The sequence below is a fragment of the Curtobacterium sp. 18060 genome (assembly GCF_902706105.1).
Classification (GTDB): Bacteria; Actinomycetota; Actinomycetes; order Actinomycetales; family Microbacteriaceae; genus Curtobacterium.
Genome location: NZ_CACSJV010000006.1, coordinates 87216 through 113004 on the forward strand (window position 1 = coordinate 87216; position 25789 = coordinate 113004).

Consider the following 25789-nt stretch of genomic DNA (forward strand, 5'->3'; position numbering starts at 1 on the left):
GGCAGGGCGGGTCGACCGGGAGGCCCGGCTCGGCTCAGGCGGATCGGCGCCAGTCCGCCAGGAACCGCGCTCCGGCCTCGTCGTGGATCACCCCGTCGGGTGCGGTGAGCACCGGGTACGGCGTCGCCGGCACGCCGTCCGAGGGACGGACGTCGACGTGCGCGACCTCGTGGCCGTTCGCGTGCAGCCAGTCCGCCATCGCGTAGTCGCTGCGCGAGTCGCCCATCGTGCGCCAGGCCGTCGGCAGCTCGCCGTCCTGCGCCAGGAGCTCGAGCGACCGCTCGGCGCCCATGTCCTTGCCGCTGCGGTCGGACTCGACGTCGGTCGAGATGATCGTCGGGTCGATCCGCCACTGCACGGCGCCGTCGGCGTCGGGTCGGACGTCGTCGAGACGGCGCACGCCCAGGCCGCGACGCTCGAGGGCCGCCATCGCCTTCGCGTCGAACTCGGGCTGCCGGGCCAGGTACGTGGCGTTCGGCACCTCCACCCGCTGCTCGATCGACACCATGGCGCGCTTCGTCTCGTCGAAGAACACCAGGTCGGCGTACTCGGTGCGGACGAGCTCGCGCATCTCGTCGGCGTAGTCGCGCGGGAGCGCCAAGTCGTCGGCGACGGTGAGCTCGCTCATGCCGCCCTCGTACTGCGGGCCGATCGAGCACCAGACGGCGCCCTTCTCGCAGACGGCGTGCACGCGGCCACCCTCGGCGAGACCACCGGCGAGCAGCGGACCGACCACCTCGCTCCGGATGAATGCGTCGCTCCGGCCGGTGTTGAAGACGACGGGGATGCCCTCGGCGGCGAGGGCGACGAGGTCCTCGATGATGCTCGGGATCGCGATGGTGCGGGAGACGGGGCTGGCGATGGGCCCGTCGACGTCGAGCAGGAGACCGAGACGAGGTGCGTTCACCACGCCATCCTCTCGCAGTCAGCTGCTCGGTGAGACGACCCGGACCAGGAACCCGTCGAGCACGGCGCCGATCGCGGCCGGTTCGGGCACGTGACCCTGCCCGGGGACCTCGACGTAGCCCGAGCCCGGCACGGCCTCGACGACCGCTCGGGCCGCCTGCCGCATCCACTCGTGGCCGTCGCTGCCCGCGGCGACGAGCACCGGGACACCGACCGCTGCTGCCACCCGCTCCGGGATCGCCAGGCCGTTGAGCACCCGCACGTCGCGGCTGAGCACGTGGGCGTCGACGACGAGCGACCGCCAGAGCGCACCCTTCAGCCGCAGCGCCGAGATCTGCCCCATCGGCACCCCCAGGACGTGCGCGAGGAACGCCCGGACGGCCTGGGCGCGACGGCCGGCGGCGACGTGCTCGTCGAGCAGGTCGGCGAAGACGACGTCGTCGGCGTGCGGGTCGACCGTCGCCCGGTACGGCGGCTCCCACAGCACGGCGGCCCCGAGCGGGACGCCGGCGGCGAGGCCCCGGAGGACCGCCCCCGCGCCGACGCAGAGGCCGAGCGCGGCGACGGGTCCGTCCACACTCGCGACGACGGCCGCGAGGTCCTCGACCTCGCGCTCGATCGTCCACGGGGTGGTGTCGCCGCTCGCACCGCGGCCCCGCCGGTCGTACGTGATGACCCGGTAGCGGTCCTGCAGGCCGCCGGTCAGGTGCTCGACGGTGGGGGTGCCGTGGTGGTCGAAGGCGCCACCGACCACGACGAGCGCCGGACCGGTCCCCGCGTCGGACACGGCGATCACCGTGCCGTCGGCGGAGACGACCGTGCGGTCGACGTGCTGGTCCATTGGGGGCCTTCCGAGGGTGGTTCGACGGCGCTGCGTCGGGTCCTCGGGAGGGACCGGGCGGGTCGGTCCTCGAAGCATGGCATCGGAGCGCTCCCACGTCACCACCCGCAACCAGGGGGAGACGACCGATCCGGGTCCGGGTCCGGCTCCGGCTCCGGCTCCGCTCAGCGGTCGCGGTAGGTCGCTCGGCGGTGGCCGGCATCGACGACGATCACGATGAGTCGGCCGTCGTCGATCTCGTAGATCAGACGGTAGTCACCTGATCGCACCCGCCAACCGGGTCGGTTCACGAGCTTCCGAGCTGCCGGGGGCCGCGGGTGGTCGGCGAGGATCGCGAGGAGTCCCTCGATCCGCCGACGACCGTCGGGCGGGAGCTTGCGGATGACACGTTGCGCGGACGGGATGACCTCGACCGACCAGGTCATCCGAGTCCGAGTTCGCGCTTGAGATCGTCCCACTGCACGTTCTCGCCGCCGATGCGCTTGTTCTCCGCGATGGCAGCGTCGTACGCGACCAGGTCGTCGAGGTCCTCGGCCGCCTCGAGCAGGCGGTCCAGGACATCCGCGTCCACCACCGCCGCGACGCGCTTGTTGCGCCGGGTCAGGTAGACGGGTTCGTGCCGGGCGTCGTCGATGATCGACGCCAGGCGGCCACGTGCTTCGGAGATCGACACTTCGCTCACCTGTACATTCTAGAGCGTTTTGTACAACTCAGACGAGCGCCGTGGTGCCGACCGACTCTCGTTCGAGCAACGATCGCTTGACGTCGAGCCCCCATGCGAAGCCCCCGAGCGTGCCGTCCGACCGCAGCACCCGGTGGCACGGCACGAACAGCGCGGGAGCGTTCCGTGCGCACACGCTGGCGGCGGCCCGCACGGCGTCCGGGCGACCCATCGCCCCCGCGAACTCGGTGTAGGTCAGGGTGCCGCCGGCGGGGATGCGGCGGAGCTGCCGCCACCCCTCGGTGAACAGGTCGGTGCCGAACTGCCGCACCGGCACCTGCATGGCGTGCTCGACCTCGCCCGAGTAGAAGGCGTCCACGGCATCAGCGGCGGCGACCGTGCCGTCGACGATGCGACTGGGCCGGTACCGGTCGGCGAGCCGCCCGAGGATCCGGTCGACGGAGTCGGTCCAGCCCGAGGCGAGGACACGGCCCTCGGCGTCCTCGAGCACGGTGAAGGCCCCGTCCGGGGTGTCCAGGGTCTGGATGGTTGCGTCGGTCATCGTTCGTCCTTCCGAGGGTCGTTGTCTGCGTGCCGCGCACGGCCGGTGCCGTGCACCCGCGCGCCGGCGGCCGTCGCGATCGCGCGGTCGATGATCGGTCGCCAGCAGTGCATCGTCAGGTAGCTCCGCCAGGGCGCCACCTGCTCCGACCATAGGGAGAGCTCGCGCGCCGTACCGGGCAGTCCGAGTTCCTGTGCACCGTTGCGCACCGCGAGGTCGCTGTGGAGGAACACGTCGGGGTGGTGCCGGACCCGGAGCGCCACGTAGTCGGCGGTCCACGGCCCGATGCCCTTCACCGCCAGCAGCCGCTCGCGCAGCTCGTCGAGGGACTGTCCGCCGTCGATGACGAGCGACCCGTCAGTGAGCGCCGCGGCGACCCGCAGGATCGTGTCGACGCGGGCGGCCGGACCGCGCAGCACCTCGTGGCCGCGGGCGGCGATGACGGCTGCGGACGGGAACAGCACGCCGTCCGGCAGGATCGCCGACGGCACGGCGGTACCGAGCGCCGCCACGAGCCGCGTCTGGGCCGTCCGGGCCGCGGCGACGGAGACCTGCTGCCCGATGAGGGTGCGGAACACGATCTCGTGCGCGTCGACGGCACCGGGCAGCCGCAGGCCGGGGACCCGCTGCACGGCCGCAGCGAGCTCGGGCACGGAGCCGAGCACCGCGTCGACGGCGACCGGGTCGGCATCGAGGTCGAAGTACGACCGGACGCGGGCGACGAGCGTCGGCAGGTCGGACAGGTCGGTGACGCGCACCCGCAGGTCGATCCCGGCACCGCGACCGGCGGCCGTGGAACCGGCCGTCCCCGCGACCGCGGCCGATGCGCTGAACCAGCCCGGGCCTCCCGGCAGGTCGAGCAGCCGCCCGTAGGAGGTGACCCGACCGGATTCGTCGGTGTCCACCTGCTCCAGGCCCGGCAGGGCGTGCAGTGCGTGCCAGTCGAGGAGCCCCTGCGCGTCGAACGGCGGCCGCGCGGGCAGGTGCACGTGCAGTGCGCCGTCGGACGCGGGCCGGAGCGTCCGACGGGCGCGCAGCTCGGACGGGGTCACGGCGAAGACCTCGCGGACGGTCTCGTTGAACTGGCGGACGCTCGCGAACCCGGCCGCGAAGGCGACGTCCGCGATGGGCAGGTCCGACGACGTCAGCAGCGTGCGTGCCGTCTGGGCGCGGTGTGCGCGGCTGAGCGCCTTCGGGCCGGCACCGAGCTCGGCCGTCATGATGCGGTTGAGCTGGCGTTCGGAGTAGCCGACCCGTGCGGCGAGCCCCGGGACGCCGTCGCGCTCGACGACGCCGTCGAGGACGAGGCGCATCGCGCGGCCGGCGACGTCCTCGCGCAGGTCCCACTCGGGGCTGCCGGGGGTCGCTTCGGGCAGGCAGCGCTTGCAGGCACGGAAGCCGGCCAGGTGCGCTGCGGCGCTCGTGCGGTAGAAGGTGACGCCGGTCTCGCGGGGCGTGCGTGCCGGGCAGCTCGGTCGGCAGTAGATGCCGGTGGAGTGCACGGCGGTGACGAACTGGCCGTCGAAGCGTGCGTCGCGCGAGGCGACGACGCGGTAGCGCTCGGCGTGCAGCTGGTCGGTTCCGGGGATGGTCACGCGCCCAGCCTGACACGCACCACCGACCGCGACTGGCGGAAATCGGACGCCGCGGCGGTCGCGTGGTGCGGGTGGCGGGCGGCCCGAGGTTCCGAGGTTCCGAGGTTCCGAGATCTCGGCATGTCGGTGCTCGATGTGCTCGCCCGTGGAACCTCGGCGCCACACGGACGGCGTGTTGTGGAACCTCGGCGCAGTGCCGACGAGGGCACGGCGTCGACCGGGAGGCCCGGCTAGCGTTGGGCGGGTGACCTCCGGAGACGACGTGGCCGGGTCTGACCACCGGGTCGGCTCCGACGAGCTCGCCGGGCTCGCCGGGCTCGCCGACTCCGTCGACCTGCCGTTCCGGACCGACGTCGAGATCGCGCTGCTGCTCGTGTCGCGCCGCCACCGCTACGAGGGCAGGCCGGCCGACGGTGCCCTGCCGGTCCGGTCGGACGACCCGGACGAGCTGCGCGACCGCATCGAACTCCGCGCGGGACTCGGCATCGTCGGCGACCGCTACTTCGCGGCGCGGGCGCATGTGCACGCCTCGGTGACGGTCATCGGGCTCGAGGGCCTCGAGGAGGTCGGACGGTCACTCGGCGTGCCGGTCGACCCCGTGGCGACCCGGCGGAACGTGTTCCTGCGGGGCGCCGACGTCGAAGCGCTCCGGGGGGAGCCGTTCTCGCTGCAGAGCCCCGGCAGCGGTGCCGTGCTGTTCCGCGGGTACCGGCCGGCGAACCCGTGCGCCTGGATGGACCACGAGGTGGCGCCGGGTGCGTTCCGGGCGATGCGTGGACGGGGCGGGGTGCGGTGCGACCCCGAGTCCGACGGTGTGCTCACCCTCGGACCCGCGGTGCTCCGGACGACCCGCCCCGTCGCGCTGGGCTGACGGCGGTGCCGTCAGCGGCAGCGCCGGCAGCGGCAGGGCCGTCAGCGGCAGGGCCGTCAGCGGCAGGGCCGTCAGCGGCAGGGCCGTCAGCGGCAGCGCACCGTGCTCACGCGGTCAGCGCGCTCTCGATCGCGTCGACGAAGGCCGGCAGGTCGTCGGGGTTCCGCGAGGTGATGATGCCGCCGTCGACCTGGACCTCCTGGTCGACCCACTCGGCGCCGGCGTTCCGGACGTCGGTCTGCAGCGACGGGAACGAGGTGATCGTCCGTCCGCGCAGCACACCGGCCTCGATGAGGGTCCACGGGCCGTGGCAGATCGCCGCGACGGGCTTGTTCGCCTCGACGAAGGCCGTCACCAGGGAGACCGCCGAGTTGTCCTGTCGCAGGGTGTCGGCGTTGATGGTGCCACCGGGGACCACGAGCGCGTCGTACCCGGTCACGTTGACACCGGCGATGGTGGTGTCGGGGTCGAGGGACTTGCCGGGGTCCTTGTCGCCGACGAGGGTCGCGATCGAACCGGAGTCCTGCGCCGCCACGGTCACCGTCGCGCCACGCTCGCGGAGCTGGTCGACGGGCACGACGATCTCGTCCTGCTCCACGCCGTAGTTCGTCGCGATGACGAGGACCTTCTTGCCGTCCAGGGTTGCCATGGTCGCTCCTTCCGCGGCCCGGTGGTTCCGGCCGCACGTGCGGCCCGGTTGTTCCGGCCGCACACCCGAGGGTCGTCGGGGAGCGCTGGGCGTGCCCGCAGGACGCAGCGGGTCCTCAGCCGCGGATGCGGAAAGCGGACCCTTCGGGCTCGACGGTGATGCCCTCGTACCCCGACACCCGGTAGAGCCCCGCCGTGACGTCCGACTCGTGCGGGCCGACGACGACCGTGGTCGCTCCGGAGGCGATGGCCGACTCGAGGCCGGCGGGGGCGTCCTCGAACGCCACGCAGTCGGTTGCCGCGACACCGAGCAGTGCGGCACCGCGCAGGTACCCGTCGGGGTGCGGCTTGCCGTGCTCGACGTCCTCGGACGGCACGAACGCCGTCGGCATGGTCAGGCCCGCCGACGCCATCCGGCCGGCGGCCAGGTCGCGCGGCGCACTCGTCACGAGCGCCACCGGGACCCCCGCGTCGAGGAGCCGGTCGACGAAGGCTGCGGCGCCGGGGATCTCGAAGATGCCCTCGCTGCTCGCGCTCTCCTCGGCGACCAGTGCGGCGGCGATGCGGAGCTGTTCGTCGCGGTCCAGTCCGGGCAGGAAGTGCTCGATCGTGCTGATCGCCTGACGGCCGTGCGAGAAGGCCAGGATCTCGGCGGGCTCGATGCCGCGGTCCTGACCGAACCTCGTCCAGGTCGCCTCGACCACCGCGGTCGAGTCGACGAGCGTCCCGTCCATGTCGAAGAGGACCCCGGACGCCACGATGTCGATCACGCGCCCGACCCTAGCCGAAGCGGTCGACCGGCACCGGGACTCGGGCGGACGGCTCCGCCCGGACGTACCGGGTCAGCAGCACGTCACCCGCACCGCGGAGCACGTGCGCGGGCCGCATCCGTCGCAGCTCCGGGGAACTGCCGCGGGCGATCCGGGGCCCGGCGCCGCCCTCGAGCGACGGGTCGATCGTCAGGGTCAGCTCGTCGACGGCGTCCGCGGCGATGAGCGACCCGAGGAACGACGGGCCACCCTCGCAGTGGATCGTGCCGAGCCCCCGCGCCACCAGTGCGTCGCGGACGAGCGACACGTCGACCGAGTCGGGGTCGGTGTCGGTGCTGCAGGGCACGACGTCGGCGACGGACGACAGCGCGACCCCGACGTCCGACGCCGCCGCGGAGGTCAGGACGACGGGCCGGACCGGGGCCTCGGTGAACACCCGGGATCCGGCGTCCAGCGACAGTGACCGCGACACGATCGCGAACACCGGGTGGTCGGGCAGGCCGTGCGCCCGGCGCCAGGCCACGTCCGCGTCGTGCAGGACCATCGGCCCGTAGCCCTCGTCACGCACGGTGCCCGCGGCGACGAGCACGACGTCGGCGACCCGGCGGAGCAGGTCGAACACGCGCAGGTCGTCCGGGCCGCCGAGCGACCCCGAGACCCCGGCGGCCGAGGCGGACCCGTCGAGCGTCGCCACGAAGTTCACCCGCAGCCACGGCGCCGACGCACCCGCGGTGTACAGGTCGATGAGGTCGTCGTCTGACAGCTCAGCGATCGACGGGGGCAGGAGGTTCACGTGTTGTGCCGTGCTTCCACCGGGGCGCGCCAGCCGAGCGTCGCCTCGACCATGCGCATCGCGTCGACGCTCTCGGCGACGTCGTGCATCCGGACGATCCGCGCCCCGAGCATCGCGCTCACGGTCGCGACGGCGAGCGAGCCCGCCAGGCGTTCGCCGCGCGGGCGTCCGAGCGACTCCCCCACGAAGTCCTTGTTCGACACCGCCGCGAGCACCGGGTAGCCGAGCGCCACGACCTCGGGCAGGCGCCGGGTGACCTCGAGCGTGTGCACGGTGTTCTTGTTGAGGTCGTGGCCCGGGTCGACGACGATCCGCGACTCCGGGATCCCCGCGGCGAGCGCCCGGTCGACGCGCTCCCGCAGGAACCCGACGACGGACGCCGTGACGTCGTCGTACTGCGGCGGCGCTGCGAGGGGCCGCCGGGGTTCGGCGAGCGAGTGCGTGATGACGATCGTCGCCTCGGAGTCCGCGACGACGGCCGCCATCCGGGGATCGGACAGGCCGGTGGTGTCGTTGACCACGCTCGCGCCAGCTGCGATCGCCGCTGCGGCGACCTCGGGGCGGAACGTGTCGACGCTGATGGTGACGTCGGACTCCTGGGCGAGCTGCTCGACGACGGGCACGACGCGGTCGACCTCGTCCGCAGCGGGCAGTTCCGGCCCCGGAGCGAACTTCACGCCGCCGATGTCGACCCAGTCGGCGCCCTGTTCGGCAGCCCGGGCGGCGGCGGCGACGGCGCGGTCGAGCTCGAAGGTGGCGCCGCGGTCGTAGAACGAGTCGGGCGTGCGGTTCACGATCGCCATCACGGCGATGCGGTGGTCGAAGTCGAACGTTCTGCGTCCGATCGTACGGACCGGCTGCCGCAGGTCCGGCACGACCCAGCCGGGTGCGGTCGATCCTGCCTGGAGGCCCGTGGCGGCCCCCTCAGTCGTCACGCGTCCGCCTCGGGGTCGGGCACACGCCCCGCACCGATGAGCGCGATCGCCTCCGCCCGGCCCGCGGCGTCGGCCAGCGAGCCGTTCGCCGCGACCGTGACGGTCGTCGAGCCGGTCTGGCGCTCCCCACGGGTCGTCACGCACTGGTGCTGCGCGTCGAGGACCACGAGGACCCCCTCGGCACCGAGCCCCTCGGCGATCGTGGCGGCGACCTGCTCGCCCAGCCGTTCCTGCAGCTGCGGACGCGAGGCCACGGCGTCGAGCACACGCGAGAGGGTGCCGAGCCCGATCAGGCGATCACCCGGCGCGTAGGCCAGGTGCGCGACCCCGAGGAACGGCAGCAGGTGGTGCTCGCAGACGGACCGGAACTTCACGTCGCGGACGATGACGAGTCGGCCGCGTTCACCGTCCTCGGCGTGCACCGTGCCGTCGCGGGCGATGGCCACGGCATCCGTGCCGATGCCGGCGAAGAACTCGGCGTACGAGTCGGCGACCCGAGCGGGTGTGCGTTCGAGTTCGGGGCGGTCGGGATCCTCGCCGATGCCGAGCAGGAGTTCGCGCACCGCGGCCTCGACGCGGGCACGGTCCATGCGTGACGTCACCGGTCCATCCAACACCAGCCATGGCCGGAGAACGCGAGCCGGCGCACGGCGTGACGTCCCCCGATCACGCGGGTCGGGCCTCCCGGTCGGACATCGGCGCACCCTGCGCGCCCTGTGAGGATCCTGTGACATGCCGGAAACCCAGCAGGCTTTAAACTTGCTCGGTGAGCGCCACGAAGACCGACACCCCACCCCGGAACCGCTTCGCGACCGGCCTCGATCGATACTTCTCCATCACGAAGCGCGGATCCACGATCCCGCGCGAGGTGCGAGGCGGACTCGTCTCGTTCGTGACGATGGCGTACATCGTCATCCTCAACCCGCTGATCCTCGGTGGGTTCAGCGCCGACCAGGCCGCCAAGGACGTCTCCGGCGGCTGGCTCGAGAACGCGCAGGTCGCCGCCGCGACCGGCCTCGTCGCCGGCCTGATGACCATCGCCATGGGCGTCATCGCGAACCTGCCGTTCGGCATCGCCGCGGGCCTCGGGATCAACTCGTTCCTGGCCGTCAGCGTCGTGCAGCAGGTCACCTGGGCCGAGGCGATGGGCCTCGTCGTCATCAACGGCGTGATCATCGTCGTCCTGGCGTTGACGGGGATCCGGACGATGATCTTCACCGCCGTCCCGGCGCAGCTGAAGGCAGCGATCACCGTCGGCATCGGCCTGTTCATCGCCTTCATCGGCCTCGTCGACTCGGGCTTCGTGCGCTCGTCCGGGCTCGCGTCGCCGCCCCTGCAGCTCGGTGAGGACGGCTCCGTCGGCGCCCTGCCGACCATCGTGTTCCTGATCGGCCTGGTCATCATCGGCACGCTCATGGCCCGCAAGGTCAAGGGCGCGCTGCTCATCGGGATCGTCGCCACGACGATCATCGCGATCATCCTGCAGGCGATCTTCCAGGTGCCGACCTCGGTCGACTCGAAGACCGGCTGGAACCTCAACGCCCCCGGTCTGCCGAGTGCGCTCTTCGCGTTCCCCGACCTGTCGCTCGTCGGCCACGCCGACCTGTTCGGTGCGTTCAGCCGCATCGGGCCGTTGGCCGCGTCGATGCTCGTCTTCACCCTCGTGTTCACGAACTTCTTCGACGCGATGGGCACCATGACCGGCCTGGCGAAGGCCGCCGGCGTCGCGAAGCCCGACGGCACGTTCCCCCGCCTGAAGTCGGCGCTCGTCGTCGAGGGCGTCGGCGCGATCGCCGGCGGTGGCGCCTCGGTGTCGTCGAACACCGTCTTCATCGACTCCGCCGCCGGCATCGGCGAGGGCGCACGCACCGGCATGGCGTCGGTCGTCACCGGCCTGCTGTTCCTGGCGTCGATGTTCCTCACCCCGCTCACGCAGGTCGTCCCGCTCGAGGTCGCCGCCGCCGGACTTGTCGTCGTCGGCGCCCTGATGGTCGCGCAGGTCGCGGACATCTCCTGGACGGACTTCGGCTCGGCCCTGCCCGCGTTCCTGACGATCGTCGTCATGCCGCTGACCTACTCGATCGCGAACGGCATCGGCGTGGGCTTCATCAGCTGGGTCCTCATCAAGCTGCTGTCCGGCCGGGGCCGCGAGGTGTCGTGGCTGCTCTACGTCGTCGCCGCGGGCTTCCTGCTGTACTTCGCACGCGGGCCGCTGGAGGCGCTGCTCGGCGTCGGCTGAGGCCGGGGGGGGGCTGGGCAGGGGCTGGTCTGCAAGAGCGACAGTTCCTGTGGGGCCGTCCGAGGGTGGTCCACGAAAGCGACAGTTGTCCGCGAAACATCCGCGGAGAACTGTCGCTTTCGCGTTCGGGCCGGCCGGGAGCCCCGTGCTCAGTCCGGCAGGTCGCCCGGCGTCGCCTCGTGGTGGCGTCGACCGCCGGACCGCCGGTCCTCCTTCATGCCCGCCTCGAACAGGTGGCGGCGCCCCTGCACGAGCTCGTCCCGCGCAGTGCGCTCCAGCTCCTTCGCGAGCGCGTAGTACCCGTCGTCGTAGTCCTCGACGACCTGGAACGTCCAGCGGCCGGCGATGACGTTGCGACCCACGAGCTCGGTGTCGATGCGGTCGGCGAGTTCGGTGTGGCCGGCCTTCCGGAGCTGCTCGACGGCTTCGCCGAGGTTCAGGTCGGCGGTGCCCGTCAGGCGGTGGAAGCCGTAGAGCAGGCCGCGGGCGTGCTCGATGACCTCGACCGCTGCCGACAGCGTGCCGAGTGCCTCGACCGTGGCGTCGGAGACCCCCGCGGGGACCTTGTGATGTTCGTCGGGGCCCTGATCGTCGTTCGTCATGCACCCCGTCTACACGAGGGCGTCCGAGGTCAGGCGCAGTAGTCACTTCGTCTGGTTGGGATGGCGCGTGTGGACGTCTGTGATGCAGACGACTCGATCCGCCTCGTCCACCGTGAACCAGATCCGCGCGCCCCGCTTCAGTTCGAGCTGCCGACGTGTCCATTCGCGACCCGAGTGCCGGACGACGCCGAGCGCACCGCGGAGCGCATGGCAGGCCAGGTCCTCGGACAAGGGATCGCTGGTCAACCGCTCCCAGGCTGACACGACTGCGTTCCGCTGTGTCGCCAGGACGTCTCGCCAGCCGTGTTCTGCCGAGCGCGTACCCAGGACGACCGTGAACTCCGTCGTCCGTACCGGACGGGGGACACCGGTGCCGCGACTGACCACGGCTTCACGGTGCGTCGAGGACGATCGGGTGCTCGAGGAGTTCGGGTTCGCCGGTGCTCCAGCCCGCCGCGATCGCCTCGGCACTGCTGCGCCACGCCTGCATCTCGACGAGCAAGGCCCGCGGCTGCCTGAGCGAGAACGATCCACGAGCCACGTCGACGATCTCACGTGCGAATCGCTGCTGGTCGTCTCGACTCAGGAGCTTGATCCACGGGTAGGGGATGGCGAGTCGATCGTGGAGCGGCAGCCCCTCGTTGACGGTCACTGCAGCGATCAACTGCGCAGCGATCTCGAGGACCGCGTCGTCGTCGTCCGAGCGTTCCTTCGTGGTGAGCACGAGCGCTTTTCCATCGCGCCGCGTGACTTCGAGCGGCTCTTCTTCAGCTGCAGCGAACACTTCTCTCGAGTGGCGGGAGAGGTCGGACGACTGGACGGCACGACGCGAGCGAGGAGGGGCGGTCAGGGTCATAGATCCAGCGTATTCAGAACGCGTTCTGAACACAACCCGCAGTTGCTCGCCGTTCGATTGCGACCTAGCATTCGAACACACGTTCGAACGAGGAGACCCGATGATGATCACGGAGACGGCCGCCACGGTGTGGTGGTCCGAGGGCGCACCGAGCCGGCTGGTCTGGGGCGGGCGCCGCTGGCGGGTGAGCGACACCCCGACCCGTCTGACCGTGACGCGGGCCGAGCTGCCGACCGCCATCACCCACGCCCCCGAGCGCACGGTCGGCTGGCGTTTCCAGGCCACGGCCGACGACGGGGACACGCTGGTGGTCGACATCGTGCCCGAGGGCAGCGGCTGGGGCGTCGCGCGGACGTGGACGTGAGCGCCGCCCCGGATGCGGACTACGTCGTCACGCGCTCGACCGGCGCCCGCTCCGGAGCCGGTCGTTCCATGAGACGCCAGGCGCCACCCGTCAGCGGCGCGAGCGTCACGACGGTGTAGAGCACGACGACCGCTCCGAACGTCGCCTGCACACCGACGCCCTCGGCCGCGAACCCGGCGAGCAGTCCGCCGAGCGGGATGCCCGCCCAGGACCCGGCTCCGAGCAGCCCGAACACCCGGGCCCGCATGTGCACCGGGATGCGCTCGAGCTCGACCGCACCGAGGATCGGGTTGAGTGCGCCGGCAGCGAGGCCCGACAGTGCCGATGCAGCGAGCATCCACGGCAGCCCGAGGCCGAGCGCCGGCACCAGGAGCGAGGGCCCACCGGCGAGCACGAAGCACACGACGAACGTGATCCGACGGGGGACGCGGTGTGCGACGTACCCGAAGGCCACCGACCCGAGGAACGCCGCACCGCCGAAGGTCCCGGTCACGAAGCCCAGCGCCTGCGCCCCGCCGAGTGCGTCGGCGGCGTAGAGCGGGAGCAACGTCGTCGACCGGGCCGCGTCGAGCAGGTTCGTGATCAGCACGAGGGCGATCACGAGCCGGAAGAACGGGTCGCGGACGCAGAACCGGAAGCCCTCGGCGATGTCCCGCCAGTACCCGTTGGTCGGAGCCGCGTCAGCGCTCGCACCCGCTGCGTCGTCGCCCGCTGCGTCGTCGCCCGCTGCGTCGTCGCCCGCTGGCCGGACCAGTACCGCAGCGAGCAGCGCTGCGGTACCGAACGCCACAGCGGTGCAGACGAGTGCGGCCATCGGTCCGGCAGCCGCGACGAGCACCCCGCCGAGCGGCGCGCCGATGAGCACCGAGAGTCGCTGGGACGCCTCGAAGTGACCGACCGCGCGCTCCAGCGGAACGCCGGCCGATCGGGCGAGCCCCGGGAGCAGGACCCGACGTGCGGACTCCCCGGGCAGGTCGAACAGGCCGCTCACGAACACGAGCGCCAGGAGCGCCCAGAACGGCAGACCCACCGTCCAGGCGAGGACGGGCATCGCCAGGAGGGTCGCACCGCTGACGAGGTCCGACGCCACACTCGAACGGACGAACCCGACCCGCTCGACGAGCGCCCCGCCGAACGGGCCGCCGAGGACGATCGGCACCGTCGCGGCGAAGGCGGCGATCCCGACGTCCGTTGCCGAGCCGCCCCGGGCCAGGACTGCGAAGGGCACGGCCACGGTCGTGACGACGTTGCCGGTCCGCGAGACGACCTGGACCGCGAGCAGCGCACGCAACCGTGCCCGGGCGTTCACGGTCGCCCCGTCCGGTAGCTCTGCGTGACGGCGATGACGCGCTCCGACCCGTCACCCGGCGTGTGCGCGTCGCTCACGGCCGTCCATCGCTCGACGACGGCACGCAGTTGGGCGCCGAGGCCGGTGAGCTCCTCGGCGGTCAGTCGCAGCACCTCGTCGGAGCTGGTCGACGCCGCGACCCACTCACGGCCGAGCACCGGCGCCTGGTCGATGAACCGCCCGTACTCGGCCGCGTACGCATCGGCGACGGTGTGGTCGAGTGCCGTCGTGGCGAGCATCCGTTCCGGGTCGTCGAACGCATCGGCGAGGTCCCACGACGTGTGGTCCGCAGTCGCACGCCACCACCGCTCCCGCCGGTCCGAACCGAGCTCCGGCGCCGGCTCGATGAAGTCCGCGTCGGCCAGGCGCTTGCAGTGGTAGCTGATCGTGCCGGGTGCCTCGTCGATCTCGTCGCCGAGCATCGCCGCGGTCTGCGGTCCACCGGAACGCAGGAGCCCGACGATCCGCAGTCGGGTCGGGTGGGCGAGGGCACGCATGTGGGCGGCGTCGTCGAGTCTGCGCACGGTCATGCTCTGACGATAGATGCACAAGAACTCTTGCGCAATGCTTCTTGTGTAGTTGATCGGCTGAGACGGCCGCCACCGCGCTACGGTTCCGGCATGGCGAAGTGGATCGCGCTGCTGCGCGGAGTGAACGTCAACGGCATCACGATCAAGAACGCCGAGCTCGCGGAACTGCTCCGTGGACTCGGCTTCGACGACGTCCGCACGGTGCTCGCATCCGGCAACGTGGTGTTCGGGACGGACGCCGACGCGCCGACCCTGAAGGCCACGATCGAGCAGGCACTCCGTGACCGCTTCGGCTACGACGCGTGGATCGTGCTCGTCCCGCACGACGACCTCGAACGCATCGTCGAGGGGTTCCCGTTCGACCGGGCCGACGATCGGCACGACTACGTGGTGTTCGGCTCCGACGACGACGCCCTCGATGCGCTGCTCGCCGACCTCACGCTCGACGCCGCCGTGGAGCAGGTCGCCCGGGGTGACGGGGTCGTGTACTGGTCGTGCCCGAAGGGGTCGAGCACGGACACCGTGTTCGCGAAGCGGGCCGGGGCAGCACGCTTCAAGCGCTCGACCACGACGCGCAACACGAACACGCTCCGGAAGCTCCTGTGACCCGGGGAGCCCTGCACCACGTCGAGCTCCGCACCGCCCACCTCGACACGGCGAGCAGGGCGTGGGGCTGGCTGCTCGGCGAGCTCGGGTACACGCCGTTCCAGGAGTGGCCAGCGGGCCGGAGCTGGCGACTCGGTGACGTCTACCTCGTTCTCGAGGCCGCACCGCTCGACGGCGCGCACGACCGCCGACGGCCCGGGCTGAGCCACCTCGCGTTCCACGCCGGCGACGCCGGACAGGTCGAGCAGCTGTGGACGGACGCACCGGCGCACGGCTGGACCCGCCTCTACGAGGACCGGCACCCGTACGCCGGCGGTCCAGACCACCGTGCTGCCTTCCTGGAGGACGCCGAACGCTTCAAGGTCGAGCTCGTCGCGAGCTGACGGGGTCGAGCGGGCCCCTGCCGACAGCCGACGTGACGCCCTACGCGGTCGTCTCGTCGGCCGACGGCCGACGTGCCGCCCTAAGCGGTCGTCTCGTCCACGTCGAAGTCGCGCTGGAGCGAGATCGTCGGGATCGAGGCCGTGATCACGGAGCCGTCGGCGCGGAGCGTGCCCTGGATGTCGCTCGTGGTCGGTGCGTGCCCGGACATCCGCGGCCCCTGGTGCGGCAACGGAACAACGGTCGGCTCGCCGGCCTCGATGTCCCACTGCTGGTTGTGCACCCAGGCGGTGAAACCCGTGCCGGACTCGACCGTGAAGGTCATGGCGTCCTGCCCGAGGTCGACCCGGACCCGCGACCCGCGCACGGTCAGACGGTAGGTCAACGAGTCCCAGTGCCGCGGCAGTCGCGGGTTGAACGTCATCCGGCCGCCGTGGTCGCGCATGCCGCCGAACCCGTTGACGAGCGCACCCCAGATGCCACCGGTCGACGCGATGTGCACGCCGTCCGAGGTGTTGCCGTGCAGGTCGGCCAGGTCGACGTAGAGCGCCGTCTGGAAGTACTGGTCGGCGAGGTCGTGGTACCCGACCTCGGCCGCCATGATCGACTGCACGACCGCCGACAGCGTCGAGTCGCCCGTGGTGAGCGCGTCGTAGTAGTCGAAGTCGCGGCGCTTCTCGGCCGCGGTGAACTCGTGCCCCTGCAGGAACAGCGCGAGCACGACGTCGGCCTGCTTGAGCACCTGGAACCGGTAGATGACCAGCGGGTGGTAGTGGAGCAGCAGTGGACGCTTGGACTCGGGGGTGTTCTCGAGGTCCCAGAGTTCCTTGTCGAGGAACTGGGCGTCCTGCGGGTGGATGCCACGGTGCGGGTCGAAGGGGATCTCCATCGACTCGGCGGCGTGCTCCCACTCGACGAGCTCGTCGGGGCGCAGACCGGTGCGCCGGACCATCCGGTCGTACTCTTCGACGTCGTCGGCCGCGAGTTCGCGGCACGCGTTCACCGCGAACCACAGGTTCGCCCGCGCCATGACGTTCGTGTAGAGGTTGTCGTCGACGACGGTCGTGTACTCGTCGGGCCCGGTGACGCCGTCGATGTGGAACTTCTTGTCGCCGTTGGAGCGCCAGAAGCCGAGGTCGGCCCACAGCCGGGCGGTCTCGACGAGCACGTCGATCGCCCCGCGCTTCAGGAACTCGGTGTCACCGGACGCCCGCACGTACTGCATCAGGGCATGGGCGATGTCGGCGTCGATGTGGTACTGCGCGGTGCCGGCGGCGTAGTACGCGCTCGACTCCTCGCCGTTGATCGTGCGCCACGGGAACAGGGCACCCCGCTGGTTCAGCTCGCGTGCCCGCGAGCGTGCGGCGTCGAGCATGTTGTAGCGGAACCGCAGCGCGTTCCGGGCGACGATCGGCGCCGTGTACGACAGGAACGGCAGGACGTAGATCTCCATGTCCCAGAAGTAGTGCCCGCCGTAGCCGGAGCCGGTGACGCCCTTGGCGGCGATGCCGTGCCCGTCGGTGCGGGCCGTGGCCTGCGCGAGCATGAACAGGTTCCACCGGACGGCCTGCTGGATCTCCGGCTGCCCGGCGATCTCGACGTCGCTCCGGGCCCAGTAGTCGTCGAGCCAGACGCGCTGCTTCTCGAACGTCTCGTCGATGTTCTCGGCGTGCGCCCGGTCGAGCGTGCGGTCGCAGCGGTCGGCGAGTTCGCGCACCGGGACACCGCGGGAGGTGTGGTACACCACGTGCTTGACGAGTCGGATCGGCTGCCCGGCACGCGCCTGGACGCGGTAGACGTGCTTCGCCAGGTCGTCGTCGATCGACGACGACTCGTCCCAGCTGTTCTCGGTCTCGAGGTGGTGCTCCACACCGACGCAGATCGTCATGCCGGAGCTCGACGTCTGGTACCCGAGCAGGGAACGGGCGCCGGTGCTGCGCTTGAGCTTCGGTTCGAGCACCCGGTCGGTGAAGGCCTCGGCCTTGCGCGGGTCGAAGGCGTTCGCGGCTGCGCGCATCCCCGCGTGGTACTCGTCCTGCACGTCCTGGCGGTTCAGGATCTGGCTGGACAGCAGGATCGAGGCGTCCGCGTCGAGCACGGTGACCTCGTAGTCGATGACGGCGAGGTGCCGATCGGTGAACGACACCAGGCGGCGGGACCGGATCAGCACGCGCTTGCCGGACGGCGTCGACCACTCGGTCTCGCGGAACAGGTAGCCGCCGCGGAACTCGAGGCGCCGCGTGTGGTGGAGGATGTCCGCCTCGGCCAGCACGAGGGGTTCGTCGTCGACGTAGAGCCGGATCACCTTGGCGTCGGGCGCGTTGATGATCGTCTGGCCGGTCTTGGCGAACCCGAAGGCGTCTTCGGCGTGCCGGATCGGCCAGGTCTCGTGGAACCCGTTGATGTACGTGCCGTACTGCACACCGCCGCGGCCCTCGTCGAGGTTGCCGCGCAGGCCGAGGTACCCGTTACCGACGGCGAAGTTCGTCTCGGCGACGCCCTGCTGGTCGGGGGTGTACTCGGTCTCGACGAGTGCCCACTCGTCGATCGGGTACCGGACGCGGTCGAGCGGGTCCGAGGTGATGGGGTTCATGGTGCTCCGTGGGAAGGGAGGGTGGCGTGGGGACGTCGGTTCGACCGGGAGGCGCGGCTCGCCTCCGGCGCGCTGGCTACGTCGTGCTGGTGGTCGCGTGGGGAAGGTCCGCGACCAGGTCGGCGAGGTCCGTCACGACGACGTCGGCACCGTGTTCGCGCAGCGCGTCGGCGCCCGCTCCGCGGTCGACCCCGACGACGAGCCCGAAGGCCCCGTTCCGGCCGGCTTCCACACCACTGGTGGCGTCCTCGACCACGACGCACTCGGCGGCGGTCAGTCCGAAGCGCCCGGCGGCGTCCAGGTAGGTGTCGGGGGCGGGCTTGCCCGCCAGGCCGTCTTGGCGGGCGACGAGCCCGTCGACCACGACGGTGAACCGGTCGAGGATGCCGGCGGTCCGCAGCACCGAGACGGCGTTCGCGGAGCTCGAGACGACCGCGACGTGGAAGCCGGCGTCGATCGCGGCGGTGAGGAACCGGAGCGAGCCGGGGTACGGCTCGACGCCGTGTTCGTCCAGCTCGGCGGTGAACTCGGCGTTCTTCCGGTTGCCGAGACCGCACACGGTGTCGTCGTCCGGGCCGTCGTCCGGGGTGCCCTGCGGCAGGTCGATGCCCCGCGACTCGAGGAGCGACCGCACGCCGTCGTACCGCGGCTTGCCGTCGATGTACGCGAAGTAGTCGGCCTGTGTGTACGGCGCGACCCCGTGCGCTTCGAGGTACGGCGTGAAGAGCCGGCTCCAGGCGCGCATGTGCACGTCGGCGGTGGGGGTGAGGACACCGTCCAGGTCGAACAGGAGCGCTCGCGTGTCCGCGAGTCGCGCGGGTGTGCGCCGGGTCGGCGTCGTCATCTGCAGCCCTTCAGGGAACGGGGTTCGTGGACGTTGCTCTCCTCGAGTCTAGGACCGCTCCAGCACGCGTGTTCAGACCGCGCCGTCAGCGCAGGCCAGGGGCCGGCGGCAGGTCGCGCGCCCACTCCTCGATCGCCGAGGAGATCTGCTCGCGGGCGGCCTCGCGGCTGATGGTCGCCGTGCGGTCGCCCGGCTGGTCCCCGTAGGCGCCGAAGTCGGCGTGGTTCGAACCCTGGACCTCGGTCATCGTCGCGGTCGACGGCAACAGGTGCCGGGCCGCGTCGACCTTGTCGGGGGTCGAGAGCCCGTCACGCGAGCCCGAGACGCTCAGCACGTCGATGTACGAGCTGCTGATGTCGTTCGCGCAGTAGCTGCCGAGCAGCAGCAGGCCGTCAGCGTCCTGCGCGAGCTGGCAGGCACGGACCCCGCCCAGCGAGTGCCCGCCGACCGCCCAGGTCGCGACATCCGGCGCGTGCGCCTCGAAGGTCGAGAGCGGTCGGGTGTCGAAGAACGCGAGGTTGAGCGTCGGCTTCGTGATGACGACCGTCGTGCCGTTCGCGACCACCTGCCGGAAGGTCGCCATGTACGCGTACGGATCGACCTTCGCACCCGGGATGAACACGATGCCCTTGCCGTCGGCCTGCCCCGTGGGCGTCATCACCACGGAGTCACCGGCATCCTGGACCGACACACGGTCGTCGCGCCAGACCTGCAGCGCAGCGCTCCGGGTGCCCTGCATCACGATGTGCGCCCAGACGAGGAACACCACCACGACCACCAGCAGCACGGCGACGATCCACGCGGTCCACCGCAGTACTCGGTTCATGCGACCACCGTACGACGCATCAGCACCTCGTTCCGACCGTCGGGCAGGGGAGCGCCCGGTTCGTCGAGTGCGGTGAACCCGGCGCGTTCGTAGGTGTGCCGGGCGACGGTGTTGTCGGGCATCACGGAGAGTTCGAGCGCCCTGCCACCGGAGGCCGCTGCCCACTCCGCGATCGTCTCGATCAGGGCACGTGCGACGCCTCGGCCCCGGCTGGCGGGGTCGACCCACATCGAGATGAGTTCGGCTGGCGCACCGGCGTCGGCGCCCGGGACACCGCTGGCCATCCCGACGACGTCGCCCTCGGCGGCGACCGCCAGCAGGTCGAGCGCACCGGGGATCGACAGGCGTGTCCGCCAGCGGTGCTCGGGGGCGTCCGCCCAGTCCTGCAGCGTCGAGCCGAACGCGTGCGGGGAGTCGGCGAGCGCTCGCAGCCGGACGGGTCGCCAGACGCGCCAATCGTCCGCGGTCACCCGGCGCAGCTCGATCGTCACGCCTCGACGGTACCGGCGGAGGTCCCTCGGTGAGCAGAAATGGTCGGGTGCGGGATGCGCACTCGACCATTTCTGCTCACCATCGCGCCGCGGGCGCCGCGGGCGCTACGCCGTGATCGCGGCGCGGATCTCGGCGGCTGCTGCGCCGACGTCCGACGCGCTGTAGATCGCGCTGCCGGCGACGGCGATCCGGGCACCGGCCTCCTGCACCGAGGCGACGGAGGACGCGTTCACGCCGCCGGCGATCGAGAACGGCACACCCGACTCCTTGCCGGCGTCGAGCAGTGTCGAGAACGTGAAGCCCTCTTCCGCCTGCTCGTCGAGCCCGGCGTGGACCTCGACGAACTCGGCGCCGAGCGCGACGACCTCGCGGGCACGGGCGGCCTTGTCGGAGACGCCGATCAGGTCGACGACGATGCCCTTGCCGTGCTTCTTCGCGGCCTTGACGGCGCCGACGATGGTCGAGTCACCGGCGACACCGAGGACGGTGACCAGGTCGGCTCCGGCCGAGAACGCGATGTCGGCCTCGAGCTCGCCGGCGTCCATCGTCTTGAGGTCGGCGAAGACGATCTTGTCCGGGTGGGCTTCCTTGATCGCGGTGACGGCGGACAGGCCGGCGCTCTTGATCAGGGGCGTTCCGAGCTCGAGGACGTCGACGTGCGGCGCGGCCGCGGCGGCGAGTTCGAGGGCGGCTTCGGTGGTCAGGGTGTCCATGGCGAACTGGAGCTGCATGTGGATGCCTTTCATTCGAGGTTTGCGTGTCGGGGCCAGAGGTCGTCGGCGGATTGCCCGCCGCGGGACCAGAGCGTGTGGAACAGGGCGTCGCCGACCAGGGCGACGGCCTGCTCGAAGAGGCTGCCGGCGTACTGCGCCGAGGCCGTGCCGGAGCGGTCGGTCTTCGTCGCTGCCGGCAGCACGAGGGTGACGTCCGCGACCTCGGACAACGGGGAGTCGTCGGTGGTCGACAGGGCGACGACGGACGCGCCGACGTCGTGCGCGGTGCGGGCGGCCTGCACGATGCCGGTGGTCGTGCCGGAACCGCTCGCGACGAGGAGCACGTCCCCGGGCCGGATCGCGGGCGTGGTGACCTCGCCGACGACGTGGACGTCGCGACCGAGGTGCATGAGCCGCATCGCGGTCATGCGCAGCGCGAGTCCGGAACGGCCGGCACCGTGCACGAAGACACGGTGGGAGCGGTCGATCAGGTCGAGGGCGCGCTCGGCCGACGCGTCGTCGACGTTCGCGGCGAGGTCGGTGACCTCGCGCACGATCACGTCGAACGCTGCGGGGACGGTGGGTTCTGCCATGTCCACGAGCATGCCGTCGCGCGGCCCGCCGCACCGCTACCCGCGTCGGCAGGCATCCCACCCGATCGGGTGGCCCCGTCCGCACGGGTGGGACAGGTAGGTTCGGCTCCCATGGACGCCATCGCACCCGACCGGGAGGCCCGTGGCGAGCCCGCCAGTCGGCTCGCCGCCTCGGAGCACGCCCGGACCGTCGCCGAGCAGGCGGACCGTCAGGCGCTCACCCTCGAGTCCGTGCTCGCCGTGCTCCGGTCACCACGGGTGTCGGACGCCGCCGCGCGGGCCGAGGCCGTCGAGATCGCGTCGGCAGCACTCGTCGACCTGCGCACCGAGACCGACCACCAGCGCAGCACCCTGCTGGAGCCGGTCACCGGGGCGTTCTCGCGCCTCCGAGCCGACCTGCGCCCGCTCGTCCGGTTCGGCGACCTCGACGTGCAGTTCGTCGAGCCGCCGACCACCGGCCGCGCACTGCCGGGCGACGTCGCCCACGCGGCCCGCGCCATCGTCCGGACCGCCGTGCTCGCCCTGGTCGACGGTGGTGCGGCCAAGCGGGTCCGCATCCAGTGGGACTGCGACGGCCGGAACCTGCTCATGCAGCTCCGTGACGACGGGTCCGGCACCCTCGACGTGCACGACGACGCCATGCGGCCGATCGCAGAACGGGTCGTCACCCTCGACGGCCGCGTCCAGGTGTCGAGCACGCCGGACTGGGGCTCGGTCCTCGACATCTCGCTGCCCCTCGACCCGTCGCCGACCGAGGTGGACTCGGTCGCGGACGACGACCTCACCCCGCGGGAGCGCGACGTGCTGCGGCTGCTCGCGACGGGTGTCGGCAACCGCGAGATCGCCGAGGGCCTGGGCATCAGCGTCAACACCGTGAAGTACCACGTGGCGAACCTGCTCCGGAAGCACGGCGCCCGCACCCGTGCCGAGCTCGCCGCCTTCAGTTCCCGGGCGTGACCCCGGAGGGGCTGAAGCGGTAGCCCATGCCGGACTCGGTGACCAGGTACCGCGGGGTCGCCGAGTCGGGCTCGAGCTTCCGCCGCAGCTGCGCCATGTACAGCCGCAGGTACCCGGAGTCGTTGCCGTGCGAGGGCCCCCACACCTCGGTCAGGAGCATCTCGCGGGTCATCAGCCGGTCGGGGTTCGTGACGAGCACCTCGAGCAGGCGCCACTCGGTCGGGGTCAGTCGGATCGCGGGACCGCTGGCCGGGGTGACCTGCTTCGCGACGAGGTCCACGACGAGGTCGCCGATCCGGATCGTCGGCGCGCTGTCGACGCCGGCCGGGGCACGGCGTCGTCCGAGGGCCCGCAACCGCGCCAGCAGCTCGTCCATCTGGAACGGCTTCGTCACGTAGTCGTCCGCGCCGGCGTCGAGTGCGTCGACCTTGTCGGACGAGTCGGTCCGTCCGGACAGCACGAGCACCGGCACCTGCGACCACCCCCGGATGCCCTCGAGCACCCCGATGCCGTCGAGCCGGGGCATGCCCAGGTCGAGCAGCACCAGGTCGGGGCGTTCGGTGATGACGGCGTCGATCGCCGCGCGCCCGTCCTTCGCCGTCACGACCTCGTACCCGCGGGCGGCGAGCGTGACGGAGAGCGCTCGGACGAGTTGCGCGTCGTCGTCCGCGATCAGGACCTTCACCGGAGCTCCACTCCCACGTGCCCGGCGATCGGCAGCCGCACCACGACGGTGAGCCCACCACCCGGGGTGTCGTCGACCTCGATCGTGCCGCCCATGCCCTCGGTGAAGCCCCGCGCGAGTGCGAGACCGAGTCCGAGGCCCGTCTCGTTGTCGGTGTCGCCGAGCCGTTGGAACGGCTGGAAGACCTCGTCGACCCGGTCCGACGGGATACCCGGACCGTGGTCGGCGATCCGGAGCTCGACCCCGCCTCCGAAGGCGCTCGCCGCGACGCGCACGCGGGTGCCGTCGGGTGCGTAGCGGACGGCGTTCGCGAGCAGGTTCACGACGACCCGCTGCAGCAGGACCGGGTCGGCGAGGACCGGCGGCAGGTCCGCCGGCAGGTCGAGGTCGACGTCGTCGGGCCCGAGCTCGAGCTCGTCGAGCGCCGGTGCGACCACCGTGTCGAGGGCCAGCGGCCCGGACGCGACCGCGAGCACACCCGCCTGCACACGACTGACGTCCAACAGGTCTGCCAACAGCACCGCCAGCTGACCGAGGCTCTCGTCGGCGGTCGCGAGCAGCGCCTCCCGGTCGGCCCTGGACAGGTCGACGTCCAGCGCACGCAACGACTGGACGGCGGCCGAGGCGGCCGCGATCGGCCGACGCACGTCGTGGCCGACGGCCGCGAGGATCGCGCTGCGGACGCGGTCAGCCGCCGCGATCCGCTCCGCGTCCAGCGCGGTGCGCGTCAACGAGCGGTGTTCGACCGCGGCGTCGAGCTGCTGCTCGACGACGCGCAGCAACCGGCGCTGCGTCGGGTCGTCCGGAGCGCCCGCGAACTCGAGCACGGCACCGGACGGGAGGCTCGTGGACGCGTCCGGCGATTCGCCGAACGTCCCCGACGTGGCCGGTTCCTCGTTCCCCTGCCGGATCCGGACACCGGCGAACCCGAAGGCCTCGCGGGTGCGGTCGAGCAGGGCCTGCAGGGCGTCGTCGCCGCGGAGGACGCTGCCGGCGATCCCCATCAGCAGACCCGACTCCGCCGCGGCGCGACGGGCAGCACGCGAACGTCTGGCGGACCGGTCGACCACGAAGCTGACGAGTACGGCACTGATGACGTACATGACCAGGGCGAAGAGGTGCCACGGCTGCTGCACCGTGACCATGTGCAGGGGTTGGACGAAGAAGAAGTCGAGGCTCAGTCCGGACAGCACCGCCGTGAACACCGCCGGCCACATCCCGCCGACGAGCGCCACGACGAGCACCAGCAACTGGTACGCCAGGACGTCCACGGTGATGGCGTCGGGGTCGCTGCCGATCGACAGGACCCAGGTGAGCAGGGGCCCGACCAGGACCGAGAGCACGAACGCGGCGAGGACCCGTCCGCGGGACAGACTGCCGCCGAGCTTGGGCAGGGCGAAGCCACCACCGGCGCGCTCGTGCGTGACGACGTGCACGTCGATGTCGCCCGACTCCCGGATCACCGTGTTGCCGATGCCCGGGCCGGTCAGGGCCGCGGCGAGCCGACTGCGACGGCTGACGCCGATGACGATCTGGGTCGCGTCGATCGACCGCGCGAACCGCACGAGGGTCGACGGCACGTCGTCGCCGACCACCTGGTGGTACGTCCCGCCGAGCTGTTCGAGCAGGGTGCGTTGGGCACCGAGCGCCCCCGGGTGGCGCTCGCGCAGGCCGTCGTTCGTCGTCACGTGCACGGCCGCGAGTTCACCCCCGGCACTGCGGGCAGCGATGCGGGCACCGCGGCGCAGGAGGGTCTCGCCCTCGGGGCCGCCGGTCAGGGCGACCAGCACGCGCTCCCGGGTCTCCCACCGGTGCTCGATGCCGTGCTCGGCGCGGTAGGCCTTGAGCGCGTCGTCGACCTCGTCCGCCAGCCAGAGCAGCGCGATCTCGCGCAACGCCGTCAGGTTCCCGAGCCGGAAGTAGTTCGACAGGGCCGCATCGATCCGGGCAGCCGGGTACACGAGCCCGTCGGAGAGCCGCTCGCGCAAGGCGGCCGGTGCCAGGTCGACGACCTCGATCTGGTCGGCCGCGCGCACCACGGCGTCGGGGACGGTCTCGCGCTGCACGGTGCCCGTGATCTCGCGGACCACGTCACCGAGGGACTGCATGTGCTGCACGTTGACCGTCGAGATGACGTCGATGCCGGCGGCCCGCAGCGCTTCGACGTCCTGCCAGCGCTTCTCGTTCGGACTGCCGGGAGCGTTCGTGTGCGCGAGTTCGTCGACGAGGGCGACCTCGGGCGCTCGCCGGAGCACCGCGTCGAGGTCCAGGTCGTCGAGCTCCACACCGCGGTGGTCCACGGTGCGGCGCGGCACGACCTCGAGGCCGTCGACGAGCGCAGCGGTGGCGGCCCGTTCGTGCGTCTCGACCACGGCGACGACGACGTCCCGGCCCTCGTCGAGCAGCCGGCGGCCCTCCTCGAGCATGGTGAACGTCTTGCCGACGCCCGGTGCGGCACCGAGCAGGACCCGTAGCTTGCCGCGCTTCACGTGCTCATCCTCTCGCGTCGGCTGTTGCAGGGCTGCCGGTCGACTGATATACTCCTTGTAACCGTTCCCACCAAGGCTCGAGCCCAGGC

Annotated in this window: 30 protein-coding genes; 6 read left to right on the forward strand and 24 right to left on the reverse strand. The window is 71.8% G+C overall.

What is annotated here, in order from left to right; genetic code table 11:
* Positions 1-34: 34 nt before the first annotated feature.
* The 6 genes from GVL05_RS05150 to GVL05_RS05175 form a co-directional block, all read right to left on the reverse strand.
* The gene (locus tag GVL05_RS05150) at positions 35-907 is read right to left on the reverse strand and encodes a hypothetical protein (protein WP_131845918.1); all 873 of its coding nucleotides are present in this window, start codon (positions 905-907) and stop codon (positions 35-37) included.
* A gap of 18 nt (positions 908-925) precedes the next feature.
* Positions 926-1747 carry an alpha/beta fold hydrolase gene (locus GVL05_RS05155; RefSeq protein WP_159571865.1) on the reverse strand — a complete coding sequence of 274 codons (822 nt, stop codon included), beginning with the start codon at positions 1745-1747 and terminating at the stop codon, positions 926-928.
* Between the two features lie 164 nt (positions 1748-1911).
* Positions 1912-2172, reverse strand: a complete 261-nt coding sequence (locus tag GVL05_RS05160) for a type II toxin-antitoxin system RelE/ParE family toxin (RefSeq protein WP_159571868.1) — start codon at positions 2170-2172, stop codon at positions 1912-1914.
* On the reverse strand, positions 2169-2429 hold the full coding sequence (locus tag GVL05_RS05165) for a type II toxin-antitoxin system Phd/YefM family antitoxin (protein ID WP_123293073.1): 261 nt from the start codon (positions 2427-2429) through the stop codon (positions 2169-2171). The genes GVL05_RS05160 and GVL05_RS05165 overlap by 4 nt, the downstream gene beginning before the upstream one ends.
* Positions 2430-2457: 28 nt before the next feature.
* On the reverse strand, positions 2458-2970 hold the full coding sequence (locus GVL05_RS05170; protein ID WP_111083519.1) for a methylated-DNA--[protein]-cysteine S-methyltransferase: 513 nt from the start codon (positions 2968-2970) through the stop codon (positions 2458-2460).
* The gene (locus GVL05_RS05175) at positions 2967-4565 is read right to left on the reverse strand and encodes a DNA-3-methyladenine glycosylase 2 family protein (protein WP_235035856.1); all 1599 of its coding nucleotides are present in this window, start codon (positions 4563-4565) and stop codon (positions 2967-2969) included. The genes GVL05_RS05170 and GVL05_RS05175 overlap by 4 nt, the downstream gene beginning before the upstream one ends.
* 334 nt (positions 4566-4899) lie before the next feature.
* Here GVL05_RS05175 and GVL05_RS05180 point away from each other — a divergent pair, with 334 nt between their 5' ends.
* Positions 4900-5436, forward strand: coding sequence for a molybdenum cofactor biosysynthesis protein (locus tag GVL05_RS05180; protein WP_159571947.1), 537 nt, complete (start codon positions 4900-4902; stop codon positions 5434-5436).
* 106 nt (positions 5437-5542) lie between these two features.
* Here the strand turns inward: GVL05_RS05180 and GVL05_RS05185 are convergent, their stop codons facing one another.
* The 5 genes from GVL05_RS05185 to folE form a co-directional block, all read right to left on the reverse strand.
* A complete protein-coding gene (locus GVL05_RS05185) occupies positions 5543-6085 on the reverse strand; it encodes a type 1 glutamine amidotransferase domain-containing protein (RefSeq protein ID WP_111083520.1) in 543 nt (180 codons plus the stop codon).
* A 115-nt stretch (positions 6086-6200) separates the two neighbouring features.
* A complete protein-coding gene (locus GVL05_RS05190; protein ID WP_159571871.1) occupies positions 6201-6854 on the reverse strand; it encodes an HAD-IA family hydrolase in 654 nt (217 codons plus the stop codon).
* 10 nt (positions 6855-6864) lie between these two features.
* The gene (locus tag GVL05_RS05195) at positions 6865-7647 is read right to left on the reverse strand and encodes a pyrimidine reductase family protein (RefSeq protein ID WP_159571874.1); all 783 of its coding nucleotides are present in this window, start codon (positions 7645-7647) and stop codon (positions 6865-6867) included.
* The gene (folP, locus tag GVL05_RS05200; protein ID WP_159571877.1) at positions 7644-8582 is read right to left on the reverse strand and encodes a dihydropteroate synthase; all 939 of its coding nucleotides are present in this window, start codon (positions 8580-8582) and stop codon (positions 7644-7646) included. Before folP ends, GVL05_RS05195 begins: the two co-directional genes overlap by 4 nt.
* Positions 8579-9172 carry a GTP cyclohydrolase I gene (gene folE, locus GVL05_RS05205; protein ID WP_123293064.1) on the reverse strand — a complete coding sequence of 198 codons (594 nt, stop codon included), beginning with the start codon at positions 9170-9172 and terminating at the stop codon, positions 8579-8581. Before folE ends, folP begins: the two co-directional genes overlap by 4 nt.
* Positions 9173-9348: 176 nt before the next feature.
* Here folE and GVL05_RS05210 point away from each other — a divergent pair, with 176 nt between their 5' ends.
* Entirely contained in the window at positions 9349-10821 is a 1473-nt protein-coding gene (locus tag GVL05_RS05210) for an NCS2 family permease (protein ID WP_123293062.1), read from the forward strand.
* Between the two features lie 149 nt (positions 10822-10970).
* On the opposite strand, the gene GVL05_RS05215 is transcribed toward GVL05_RS05210, so the two are convergent.
* From GVL05_RS05215 to GVL05_RS05225, 3 genes are all read right to left on the reverse strand, one after another.
* A complete protein-coding gene (locus tag GVL05_RS05215; RefSeq protein WP_159571880.1) occupies positions 10971-11423 on the reverse strand; it encodes a hypothetical protein in 453 nt (150 codons plus the stop codon).
* A 42-nt stretch (positions 11424-11465) separates the two neighbouring features.
* A complete protein-coding gene (locus tag GVL05_RS20120) occupies positions 11466-11687 on the reverse strand; it encodes a hypothetical protein (protein WP_235035857.1) in 222 nt (73 codons plus the stop codon).
* Between the two features lie 127 nt (positions 11688-11814).
* Entirely contained in the window at positions 11815-12279 is a 465-nt protein-coding gene (locus GVL05_RS05225; protein WP_131920992.1) for a prevent-host-death protein, read from the reverse strand.
* Positions 12280-12379: 100 nt separating this feature from the next.
* Between GVL05_RS05225 and GVL05_RS05230 the strand changes: the two genes are divergently transcribed.
* Positions 12380-12643 (forward strand): hypothetical protein, encoded by a 264-nt coding sequence (locus tag GVL05_RS05230; protein ID WP_111083527.1) that lies wholly within the window; start codon positions 12380-12382, stop codon positions 12641-12643.
* A gap of 19 nt (positions 12644-12662) precedes the next feature.
* On the opposite strand, the gene GVL05_RS05235 is transcribed toward GVL05_RS05230, so the two are convergent.
* Together GVL05_RS05235 and GVL05_RS05240 are read right to left on the reverse strand one after the other, a co-directional pair.
* Positions 12663-13952, reverse strand: a complete 1290-nt coding sequence (locus tag GVL05_RS05235; RefSeq protein ID WP_159571883.1) for an MFS transporter — start codon at positions 13950-13952, stop codon at positions 12663-12665.
* On the reverse strand, positions 13949-14521 hold the full coding sequence (locus GVL05_RS05240; protein ID WP_159571886.1) for a transcriptional regulator: 573 nt from the start codon (positions 14519-14521) through the stop codon (positions 13949-13951). The genes GVL05_RS05235 and GVL05_RS05240 overlap by 4 nt, the downstream gene beginning before the upstream one ends.
* A gap of 90 nt (positions 14522-14611) precedes the next feature.
* Between GVL05_RS05240 and GVL05_RS05245 the strand changes: the two genes are divergently transcribed.
* Both GVL05_RS05245 and GVL05_RS05250 read left to right on the forward strand, forming a co-directional pair.
* Positions 14612-15127, forward strand: a complete 516-nt coding sequence (locus GVL05_RS05245; RefSeq protein WP_159571889.1) for a DUF1697 domain-containing protein — start codon at positions 14612-14614, stop codon at positions 15125-15127.
* Complete coding sequence (locus GVL05_RS05250) at positions 15124-15510, forward strand: VOC family protein (RefSeq protein ID WP_123671387.1); 387 nt, start codon at positions 15124-15126, stop codon at positions 15508-15510. The genes GVL05_RS05245 and GVL05_RS05250 overlap by 4 nt, the downstream gene beginning before the upstream one ends.
* Before the next feature lie 80 nt (positions 15511-15590).
* On the opposite strand, the gene GVL05_RS05255 is transcribed toward GVL05_RS05250, so the two are convergent.
* The 6 genes from GVL05_RS05255 to hxlB form a co-directional block, all read right to left on the reverse strand.
* Positions 15591-18101 (reverse strand): glycoside hydrolase family 65 protein, encoded by a 2511-nt coding sequence (locus GVL05_RS05255; protein WP_159571892.1) that lies wholly within the window; start codon positions 18099-18101, stop codon positions 15591-15593.
* 76 nt (positions 18102-18177) lie between these two features.
* Complete coding sequence (locus GVL05_RS05260) at positions 18178-18945, reverse strand: HAD family phosphatase (protein WP_111083533.1); 768 nt, start codon at positions 18943-18945, stop codon at positions 18178-18180.
* A gap of 85 nt (positions 18946-19030) precedes the next feature.
* Positions 19031-19771 carry an alpha/beta hydrolase gene (locus GVL05_RS05265; RefSeq protein WP_123339425.1) on the reverse strand — a complete coding sequence of 247 codons (741 nt, stop codon included), beginning with the start codon at positions 19769-19771 and terminating at the stop codon, positions 19031-19033.
* The gene (locus GVL05_RS05270) at positions 19768-20262 is read right to left on the reverse strand and encodes a GNAT family N-acetyltransferase (protein ID WP_159571894.1); all 495 of its coding nucleotides are present in this window, start codon (positions 20260-20262) and stop codon (positions 19768-19770) included. Before GVL05_RS05270 ends, GVL05_RS05265 begins: the two co-directional genes overlap by 4 nt.
* A gap of 105 nt (positions 20263-20367) precedes the next feature.
* The gene (gene hxlA, locus GVL05_RS05275; RefSeq protein WP_111083537.1) at positions 20368-20994 is read right to left on the reverse strand and encodes a 3-hexulose-6-phosphate synthase; all 627 of its coding nucleotides are present in this window, start codon (positions 20992-20994) and stop codon (positions 20368-20370) included.
* An 11-nt stretch (positions 20995-21005) separates the two neighbouring features.
* Positions 21006-21569, reverse strand: coding sequence for a 6-phospho-3-hexuloisomerase (hxlB, locus tag GVL05_RS05280; RefSeq protein WP_123339553.1), 564 nt, complete (start codon positions 21567-21569; stop codon positions 21006-21008).
* Between the two features lie 111 nt (positions 21570-21680).
* Between hxlB and GVL05_RS05285 the strand changes: the two genes are divergently transcribed.
* The gene (locus GVL05_RS05285; protein ID WP_111083538.1) at positions 21681-22526 is read left to right on the forward strand and encodes a LuxR C-terminal-related transcriptional regulator; all 846 of its coding nucleotides are present in this window, start codon (positions 21681-21683) and stop codon (positions 22524-22526) included.
* On the opposite strand, the gene GVL05_RS05290 is transcribed toward GVL05_RS05285, so the two are convergent.
* Both GVL05_RS05290 and GVL05_RS05295 read right to left on the reverse strand, forming a co-directional pair.
* Positions 22510-23211, reverse strand: coding sequence for a response regulator (locus GVL05_RS05290; RefSeq protein WP_123937009.1), 702 nt, complete (start codon positions 23209-23211; stop codon positions 22510-22512). The genes GVL05_RS05285 and GVL05_RS05290 overlap by 17 nt on opposite strands.
* Entirely contained in the window at positions 23208-25700 is a 2493-nt protein-coding gene (locus tag GVL05_RS05295; RefSeq protein ID WP_123937010.1) for an ATP-binding protein, read from the reverse strand. Before GVL05_RS05295 ends, GVL05_RS05290 begins: the two co-directional genes overlap by 4 nt.
* Between the last annotated feature and the right edge of the window lie 89 nt (positions 25701-25789).